This window comes from Streptomyces sp. NPDC060205 (genome assembly GCF_042728395.1).
GTDB lineage: Bacteria > Actinomycetota > Actinomycetes > Streptomycetales > Streptomycetaceae > Streptomyces.
In genome coordinates this window covers 18,104-27,918 of sequence record NZ_JBHWZP010000102.1, presented here as the reverse complement: position 1 = coordinate 27,918, position 9,815 = coordinate 18,104, and the positions used below count along the sequence as shown (strand labels likewise).

The following is a 9,815-nucleotide window of genomic DNA, read 5'->3' as shown; positions in this document are numbered from 1 at the left end:
AAGGAGCAGTTCGCCGCGCAGCTCGCAGCGGACAGCCCCGTGCGGAGTCTGCTCCCGGCGGACAAGAGCTGGTACAACGTCACGAGCAACTTCCTGGGTCTGGGCAGCAGCGTGGCGTTCAACAACCAGGGCGACAGCATCCAGACCGCCACACCCGCCCCGAGTAACGCCGAGACCGGCGAAGCGCGCCCGCGGCTGACCGGCAGGGGCGCGGATGCAGTGCCGCACACGGGACCGGCCGGCTCGCCGCGTGCCACCCGTCCGCGAGACAAACGGCCGCGGTTCGTCGTGCGGTCCGATTTCGATGCGCGGCGGTTCACCTATGACGGAGATCCGGTCACCGACCTCACGGTCCGTATCGCGATGCGTGGCGGCACGGACGGGCAGAACGCCCGCACTTTCATGCAACTTCAGGAAGGCGTCCATCAGTTCCTCAACAACCCCGGTCACCGGCTCCCCAACGGCGACCTGCTGCACGTGACCGTCGAGCTGGTCGATCCCTCGAAGTCCCCGCACCTGACCGTGGATCTGGTGGGCCGGGACCAGGCGATGGATCAGGTGGCGTGGTGGGCTGACGCCGACCCCGTACAGCTGGTGCATGAGCTGACCCATCAGCTCGGTCTGCGGGATGAGTATCGCGACGCCGACGCCCCTCACCGGCCGCACATCCCGGGCAGCCTGCTGGGTGACCTGAACGCCGCGCCCGAGGACTCCTCGCTGGCCGCCGGCGGGCTTCGCGGGCGGCACCTGGCGCTGCTCGGTGCCCTGATCGGGGATGTGACTCCGCGGACCGCGGAGCCAGGCGCGCAGCAGGACACCGACCAGACCTGGGAGCAGGTGCGCAAGGGCGCCAAGGAGGTCCGTCGCGAGGCCATCTGGGTGGACCCGGTCTCGCTGCCCCGATCCTCCGCAGGTGACACGACGGCCACCGAGGTTCCGGCGCGTACGCAGCCGGATCCGAACGCGGCGCCCACCGCGCCGGAGCCGGTCTTCCGCCCGTTCAAGTTGGGCAATTTCGAGTTCACGAATCTGAATCAGACGGACCGGTACGTCGATAAGGCGGTCCGGATCGTCGAGTTGCTGGATGAGCACAGCACGATCAAGAGTTTCGTCGACGGCCGTCCTGTCCGTATCACTCTGCATGTGCGGACGACGGAAACGCCCGCGGATGTGCGTGACCTGGGTGCTGCCGGTGTTGAGATTAACCTGGCGAGTTATTACTTCGAGAAGTACGACATCGGTTACATCATGGGGATGTTGTCCCATGAGATCGGTCTGCATCCTCTGGCTTCGAGTAATGCGAAGATTCCTGAGGAGGAGGATCTGTATCGGGGTATGCCTCTGATGGTTCCGGGGTTGGAGTCTCTGAGTACGCCGCGGTTCATGAATACCGAGGGTGCGGGTCAGGCGGACCACATCATGGCCGCGTTCCCGCACACGATCCGGCATGGCATCTATCGCGACATCGTGCTGGAGATGGCCGAAGTGCTCGCCCAGCATGCGCGGGTGGGCGTGGCGGGTGCCAAGGCGAAGGACGTCACGGACCTGATCGACACCTACCTCATGGACCTGGCGTCCATCGCGGTCACGAACGACCATCGGGCGCGGGCGGTGCGGGACCCGGCTTACACGGCGAGGGTCTACAACGCGTACAAGGCTCAGTTCGCCGAGCAACTCGCTGAAGGCAGTCCTGTGCGTGCCCTGTTGCCGGGGGACAAGGGCCGCTTCGGTGTTCTCGGTGACTTCGCCGCACTCGCCACCAGTGTCGGAACCAACAACCGCGGCGACAGCATTCAGCGGCCCGTCGCTCCGGAACCCACCGCGGAACCGACCCTGGAATCCACCCCGGCGGCCCATCCCGGCGAAGCGCGCCCCCGACTGCCCCAGTCCGACACCGACACGGGGACCGGCGCGACGCCAGCCCCGGCCCCGACCGCGGCCCCCGCCACCCCCGTCGAACCGACCCTCACCCCCTTCAGGTCGGGGAAGTTCGAGTTCACCAACCTGAAGCACACGGAGGAGAAGTACCGCGACAAGGCGGTCCGCATCATCGAGCTGCTGCGGGACCATCCGACGATCAGTGCCTACGTCGGCGACCGTCCCGTCCGGATCACCTTGCACGTGCGGACGACCGAGACCCCGGCGGACGTACGCGACCTGGGTGACGCCGGTGTCCAGATCAACCTGGCGAGCTACTACTTCGAGAAGTACGACATCGGTTACGTCATGGGGATGCTGGCCCATGAGATCGGCCTGCACCCGCTTGCCTCCCGCAACGGGGACATCCCCGACGAGGAGTCGATGTTCCGAGGCATCCCGCTGCCTGTGCCGGGGCTGGGCGACCTGCGGACCCCGCGCACGATGAACACCGACAGCGCCGGTCAGGCCGACCACATCATGGCCGCGTTCCCCAGCAGCACCCGGCACGGGATCTACCGCGACATCGTGCTGAAGATGGCCGACATGCTGGCCGAGGCCGCGCAGGCGGGCGTGGAGGGCGCCAAGGCCAAGGACGTCACCGACCTCATCGACACCTATCTCATGGACCTCGCCTCCATCGCGATCACCAGCGACTACCGGATGAACGCGGCCAAGGAACCCGGTAACACGGCCAAGGTCTACAACGCCTACAAGGCGCTGTTCGCCGCGCGCATGGCCGCGGACAGCCCCGCCCGAGGACTGCTCCCCGCCGACAAGGGGATGTTCGGTGTCGTACGGGACTTCGCCACTCTGGCGGCCAACCTCGCGACCAACAACCGCGGCGACAGCATCCAGCAGCCCCTCCCCACGGGCGAGGCCCGCCCCCGGCTCCCGCAAGCCACCGACATCGCCCGGCAGATCAGCGAGAGCATCGAACAGGCCCTGGCCGGTACACCGCAGCTGGTGGGCCCGCGCGACGACCGCTCCCGCTTCGTGGTGCGGTCCGGCTTCGACGTCCGGCGGCTCTCGTACCAGGGTGAACAGATCACGGACCTCACGGTGCGCCTCCAGCTGCACGGTACGGACGCACAGGTGGCGCACGCCTTCGAGCAACTCTCCGCCGGCGTCCATGAGGTGCTCAACGAGCCCGGCCATCGGCTCCCCAACGGCGACCTGCTGCACGTGACGGTCGAGCTCGTCGACCCCTCCAAGTCCCCGCATCTGACGGTGGACCTGGTGGGCCGGGACCGCACCATGGACCAGAACACGTGGTGGGCGGACGCCGATCCGCTGCAGCTGGTGCATGAACTGAGCCATCAGCTCGGACTCCGGGACGAGTACCGGGACGCCGATGCGCCGCATCGCCCGCACATCGCGGGCAGTCTGCTGGGTGACCTGACAGCCGCCCCCGAGGACTCCTCGCTCGCCGCGGGCGGGCTCCGCGGACGGCACCTGGCCCTGCTGAGCGCGCTGATCGGAGACGTGAGCCCCGAACCCGAGCGGTCTCGGACGTCTCAGACGTCTCAGATGTCTCAGACGTCTCGGACCGATGAGCAGGACATCGCGCAGACCTGGGAAGAGGCCCGTAAGGGAGTCCAGGGGATCCTCCGTGAGGCGGTCTGGGTGGACCCGGTCTCCCTGCCCCGCCCGGTCGACGGCGCGGACGGCACCGAAGTCCCGGCCCGTATGCAGCAGGACCCGAACCAGGACCCGAACCAGGGCCCGAGCCAGGACCCGAACACGGCGACGAATCAGGATCCGACCACGGCGACGGGTCAGGGCCCGAACACGGCGACGGGCCGGACGGCCGCGCTCTACGCCCCCTTCTCGTCAGGGAACTTCGAGTTCACCAACCTGAAGCACACGAACGAGGCGTACCGCGACAAGGCGGTCCGCATCATCGATCTGCTCCGCAAGCACGACACCATCAAGGAGTACGTCGGCGACCGTCGGGTCCGGATCACCCTGCACGTGCGGACGACCGAGACCCCGGCCGATGTGACGGACCGCGGTGACGCCGGGGTCGACATCAACCTGGCGAGCTACTACTTCGAGAAGTACGGCATCGGCCACATCATGGGGATGCTGGCCCACGAGATCGGCCTGCACCCCCTCGCCTCCCGGAACCGGGACATCCCCGACGAGGAGGAGATGTTCCAGAACGTGCCGCTGGCTGTACCGGGGCTGGGCGATCTGACGACGCCGCGCACCATGAACACCGAGGGCGCGGGTCAGGCCGACCACATCATGGCCGCCTATCCCAGCAGCACCCGGCACCGGATCTACCGCGACATCGTCCTGAAGATGGCCGGTGTCCTTGCGGAGGACGCCCGGCTGGGCGAGGACGGGGCCCGGGCGCAGGACGTCACGGACCTGATCGACTGCTATCTGATGGACCTGGCCTCCATCGCGCTCACCAACGACTACCGGATGAACGCGGCGAAGGAGCCCAACTACACGGCGAGGGTCTACAACGCCTACAAGGAGATGCTCCGGGCCCGGCTGGCCGACGACGCCTCCGTGCGGGCGCTCCTGCCGTCCGACAAGAGCATGTTCGGCGTGATGAACGACTTCCGGCGCATCGGCACGTACATCGCGATCGGCAACAGCGGCGACAGCATCCAGCAGGCTGGCACGACCTGAGCGAGTCCCTTGCCGCCGAGCGGTGTCCGGTCACTGTCGCGCGCGCCGCTCAGCTCTCGGCGCGCGGCCCCGCATGTCCCACCGTGCCGAGGCTGAGCAGGACGTGCCGCTCGGCGACCTCCTGGGCCGTCAACGGGCCGTCCGTGCGGTACCAGTTGGCCACTCCCTGGCACATGATGAGGATCGCCCGCACCGCGTCGGCCGGGATCGGCGTGGTGAACACACCTTCGCGGATGCCGGCTTGGACGGTGTCCAGCAGCATGTGCTGCAGATAGTCGCGCAGTGCCACGTACCGGGCGCGGTTCTCGGGCTCCAGGCTGCGGATCTCCGTGTCCAGGAAGGCCATCCCCTTGCGGTTGGCCATGTAGAGCACGATCGACTCCACCATGCCGCGGAAACGTGACAGCGGATCGTCGCCCGCCTCGGCCGCCGCGGCCCGGCAGCGGTCTAGGACGTCCCTCATGGACGTCTCCAGCAGTGTGGTGAGCAGGGCCTGCTTGTTCTCGTAGTGGTAGTACAGCGCGGGCACGGTGACGCCGACCCGGGTGGCTATGTCGCGGACCGAAGTGCCGTGGTAGCCGTGCTCGTTGAAGGCCTCCATGGCGTGCAGGAGGATGGGGTGCAGATCGAGCGGACCGTACGAGCGCCAGTGCTGCGCGGGGACGACGGTGGCCCGGCTCGGTTCGCTGCTCAACTGCGCTCCTCGGATGGCTCGGTGGCGAGTGACATCGTATGTCCTCGGGATGCCGTCCGTGAGGAAAGTCCGCTTATCGATCGATCAGTGGAGGAGTCGGTGGAGGAGCCGGTGGGAGAGCCAGGGGGAGAGGTGACACTGTATCGGAGCTGGTTCCTCCCTAGGCGTTGACCGTTCCCTCCGCTCCTCCTACTGTCTTAGCGAACGCTCAGTAAGTTCTAGGTCTGGTTGAGCCGGAGACCGTGTCGACCCCGTAGCCGAGGACGTCAGCTGATGCACCTGTCCACACCCCTGACCTACGCCGGAGATCCGCGCGCCGCCGCGGACCGGGCCGCCGCTCTGGAGGCGGCCGGCCTGGACGCGGTCTGGGTCGCCGAGGCCTATGGCTTCGACTCCCCGACGATCATGGGATATCTGGCCGCCAGGACCGACCGCATGAAGATCGGGGCGGCCGTTCTCAACGTCTACTCCCGTACTCCCGCGCTGATCGCGCAGACCGCCGCAGGACTGGACGCCCTCACCGGCGGACGGGCCCTGCTGGGCTTGGGCGCCTCGGGACCCCAGGTCGTCGAGGGCTGGCACGGCCGCCGCTACGACAAGCCGCTCGGGCGTACCCGCGAGACGATCGAACTGGCCCGCCGCATCTGGCGCCGCGAGGTGATCGAGCACCGGGGCATCACCGAGATGCCCCTCTCCCCGGAGAAGGGCGGCACGCTCGGCAAGCCGCTGAAGCTTCTGACCCGCCCGGTCCGCGACACCATCCCGGTGTACGTGGCGGCCCTCGGCCCCGCCAACGTCCGGATGACGGCCGAACTCGCCGACGGCTGGCTGCCGTTCCTCTACGTTCCGGAGCACGCGGCCAAGGTGTGGGGCGGACCTCTCGCGCAGGGTATGGCTCTGCGCGATACGGCCCTCGGCCCGCTGTCGGTGGTGGCCGGCGGTCTCCTCGCCATCGGGGAGGACGCGGAGGCGGTACGGGATCTGATGCGGCCCACCATCGCGCTGTACGTCGGCGGTATGGGCGCACCCGGCCGCAACTTCTACCACGACCTCGTGTGCTCCTACGGGTACGAGGCGGAGGCCGCCGCGATCCAGGAGCACTTCCTGGCGGGCCGCAAGAAGGACGCGGAGGCCGCCGTCCCGGCCGAACTGTGCGAACTGGTCAGCCTGGCCGGACCCGAGGGTTATGTACGGGACCGAGTCGAGGCGTTCCGGGAGTCGGGCGTCACCATGCTCAATGTGACGCCCGTGGGCCCCGACCCCGCCCGTCTGGTGGAGCGCGTCAAGGAGTGGCTGTGACAACCGAACTGCCGGCACAACCCCCCGCCGAACAGGCACAACCCCCCGCCGCACAAGCACGGTCCTCCGCCGAACGGACCCTGCCGCTGCGGCTGGAACGCAACGCACGTCTGTACGCCGAACTGCCCGCCCTCTCCTGGCGCGGGCCGGGCGGCACAGGGCTGGACGAAACAGGGCCGGACGGCACCGAGCCGGACGGCGGCGGAACCGAGGCCGACGGACCCAAGGCCGACGGACCGGGCGGCACCGCACCTGACGAAAGCGGCTGGGTGACGCTGACCTGGGCGCAGGTCAGGGACCACACGACCCGCCTCGCGGCCGGTTACGCGGCGCTCGGCGTCGGCCGCGGCGACCACGTGCTGCTCATGATGGCCAACCGGCCCGAACACTGGCTCTCCGACCTGGCGTTGGTGCGCCTGGGTGCCGTACCCGTCACCGTCTACGGCACCTCCGCTCCCGAGCAGGTCACCCACATCGCCCGCAACTGCCATGCCCGGATCGCCGTCGTGGAGGGGGCCGCGCAAGTGGCGCTCTGGGAGCCGCTGTTGGCGGATTCCGGTGTCCCGCTGGACCGGATCGTCGTGGTCGAGCCCGGCACGCAGGGCGGCCACCTCCCCTATGCCGCCCTCGGCCGCGAGCCGGTCCCGGAGCGGTTCGGGAAGACCCTGGATGCCGCACGTCCCGAAGACCCGCTGACGGTCGTCTACACCTCGGGCACCACCGGTGAACCGAAGGGTGTCGTCCTCAACCACCGCCATGTGCTGGCCAACGCGTCGGCGCTGGACGCCGTGGTCGAACTGCCGCCGCACGTCGAGCACATCTGCTACCTCCCCTTGGCGCACATCGCCGAACGGATGCTCGGCATCTACCTGCCCGTCCACCGCGCCTCGCACGTGCATCTGTGCGCCGACCCGACGGGCGTCGCCGAGATCGTGCGCAAGGTGCGCCCGGCCCAGTTCTTCGGGGTGCCCCGCGTCTGGGAGAAGCTAGCGGCGGCCGTCCGGGCTGTACTGCCGCTCCTGCCGGCGGCACAACAGGCGGCCGTCGAGGAGGCCAACCGCGTGGCCCGCGAGCATGTCGGGCACCGGGAGCGGGGCGAGCGACCGCCCGCAGAACTCGAAGAGGCCTACGCCCGGCAACGGGCCGAGGTCCTGCTGCCGTTGCTGGCCGCGGGCGGCCTGGACCGGATCACCTGGGCGGCCAGCGCGTCGGCCCCCATGTCGATCGACGTGGTGCGGTTCTGGGCCGGATTCGGCATCGTGATCATGGACGCGTGGGGGCTCACGGAGACCACCGGAGTGGCGACCACCAACAGTCCGCGCACCGGTTTCCGGCTGGGTTCGGTGGGGCGGCCCGTCTCGTCCGTGGAGGTCCGCGTCGCCGGGGACGGCGAGATCGAGGTGCGCGGCTCGACCGTGTTCTCCGGCTATCTGCGCGAGGACGGCACGGTGGAACCGGTGGTCGACGAGCAGGGCTGGCTGCGCACCGGTGACATCGGCCGTCTGGACGACGACGGCTATCTGTGGCTCACCGACCGCAAGAAGGAAATGATCGTCACGTCGACGGGCAAGAACGTCTCCCCGGCGCTGGTGGAGAACGCCCTCAAGGCACACCCACTGATCGGTCAGGCCCTGGTGCACGGCGACAACCGCTCCTACCTCGTGGCCCTGCTGGTGCTCGACGCGGAGACGGCCCCCGCCTGGGCCGAGGCACACGGCATCGGCATCGACATCGCCAAGGACACCGGCTCCGAGGCGCTGGAGTCCCTGGCGGCGCATCCGGTCGTACGGGAGGAGGTGGACCGGGCTGTGACGGCGGCCAACGCGCGGCTGAACCGCACCGAGCAGGTCAAGCGCTACCGGCTGCTCGCGGCGGAGTGGGGCCCGGCCACGGGGGAGCTGACCCCGTCCCTGAAGATGAAGCGCCGGGTCATCCGCGACAAGTACGCCGCCGCGCTGGGGGAGTTGTACGAGGACTGACCGGGCCGGCCAAGCGCACAAGAACCGCGGGCGCCCCACTCCGGGGAAGGAGTAGGGCGCCCGCGGTTCACCGGTGCCCGGAGGCCGGGGGCCGGTCGACAGGGCCTACAGGCCGTAGGTCTTGCCGATGACGTCCCGCTGGATCTCGCTCGTCCCGCCGTAGACGGTGGAGACGACCGCGGCGCGCAGATGGCGTTCCATGTCGTACTCGGTGGCGTAGCCGTAACCGCCCATCATCTGCATACCCTCCAGTGCTGCCCGCTTGGCGGTCTCGGTGGCCTTGAGCTTGGCCATGGACGCCTCGCGCGGGAACAGCCGCTCCGGTTCGGCGTCGCAGTCCAGGGCCACCTCGCGCACCAGCAGCCGGGTGCACTCGATCTCCGTGGCGAGATCGGCGATCCGGTGGCGCAGGGCCTGGAACGAGCCGACGGGACGGCCGAACTGCTCACGCTCGCGTACGTAGCCGACCGCGTCGTCGAACGCGCGGCGGGCCAGGCCGAGCATGCTGGCGGCCAGGAAGAGCCGCTCGTGGTTGAGGCCGGCCATCAACTGCCGCCAGCCGTTGTCGACCTCCCCGACGACCGCGTCGGCGGGCAGCCGGACATCGGTGAGGTGGACGTCGTTCACCTCGCGCCCGCCCATGGTCTCGATGCCCCGGATCTCCACGCCGGGTGTGCCGGCCGGGACGTGGAACATCGTGAGTCCGGCGTGCTTGTCCCCAAAGGTCCGGGCCACGAGCAGGATGCTGTCGGCGATATGGGCGTTGGAGATCCACGTCTTCTGTCCGTCGATCACCCAGTCCCCGTCGGGACCGCGCCGCGCGCGGCACGTGAGCGCCCCCACGTCGGAGCCGGCGCCGGGCTCGGACATCGCGATCGACAGGACCCGGCCCCGCCCGACCCCCGTGAGCACCTCCCGCTTCTGCTCCTCTGTGCCGAACCGTTCGTACGCCTTGGCGGTGATGACGCTGGTGACGAAACCGCCCGCCGGGATCATCCCGTACGACGTCTCCTCAAGGAACAGACAGGCGTCGGCCAGTCCGCCGCCGGAGCCGCCGTACTGCTCGGGCAGGCACACCCCGAGCCAGCCGAGTCCGGCGAGCCTGTCGTAGAGGCCGGGGTGGTGCCGATCGCGGCCGTCGCCGGTCAGCGCGTCCCGCTGTTCACGCGTGCCGCACTCGCGCTTGGCGAAGTCGCGGACCGCCGCGACGAAGTCGGACTGTTCCGGGGTGAGTCGACTGGCCATGAGATCCTCCGGGTTCCGGATGGTGACAAAGAAAT

General features: G+C 69.2%; 5 protein-coding genes. 3 read left to right on the top strand and 2 right to left on the bottom strand.

What is annotated here, in order from left to right; translation table 11 throughout:
- Window positions 1-39: 39 nt before the first annotated feature.
- On the top strand, window positions 40-4,563 hold the full coding sequence (locus tag ACFWGJ_RS19680; protein ID WP_387326014.1) for a hypothetical protein: 4,524 nt from the start codon (window positions 40-42) through the stop codon (window positions 4,561-4,563).
- A 49-nt stretch (window positions 4,564-4,612) separates the two neighbouring features.
- Here ACFWGJ_RS19680 and ACFWGJ_RS19675 read toward each other — a convergent pair whose 3' ends face one another.
- The gene (locus ACFWGJ_RS19675; RefSeq protein WP_387326012.1) at window positions 4,613-5,257 is read right to left on the bottom strand and encodes a TetR/AcrR family transcriptional regulator; all 645 of its coding nucleotides are present in this window, start codon (window positions 5,255-5,257) and stop codon (window positions 4,613-4,615) included.
- A 273-nt stretch (window positions 5,258-5,530) separates the two neighbouring features.
- On the opposite strand from ACFWGJ_RS19675, the gene ACFWGJ_RS19670 reads away from it, so the two are divergent.
- Complete coding sequence (locus ACFWGJ_RS19670) at window positions 5,531-6,556, top strand: LLM class F420-dependent oxidoreductase (RefSeq protein WP_387326010.1); 1,026 nt, start codon at window positions 5,531-5,533, stop codon at window positions 6,554-6,556.
- 80 nt (window positions 6,557-6,636) lie between these two features.
- Complete coding sequence (locus ACFWGJ_RS19665) at window positions 6,637-8,535, top strand: AMP-dependent synthetase/ligase (RefSeq protein WP_387326016.1); 1,899 nt, start codon at window positions 6,637-6,639, stop codon at window positions 8,533-8,535.
- A gap of 105 nt (window positions 8,536-8,640) precedes the next feature.
- Here ACFWGJ_RS19665 and ACFWGJ_RS19660 read toward each other — a convergent pair whose 3' ends face one another.
- Window positions 8,641-9,780, bottom strand: coding sequence for an acyl-CoA dehydrogenase family protein (locus tag ACFWGJ_RS19660; RefSeq protein WP_387326008.1), 1,140 nt, complete (start codon window positions 9,778-9,780; stop codon window positions 8,641-8,643).
- Window positions 9,781-9,815 lie beyond the last annotated feature (35 nt).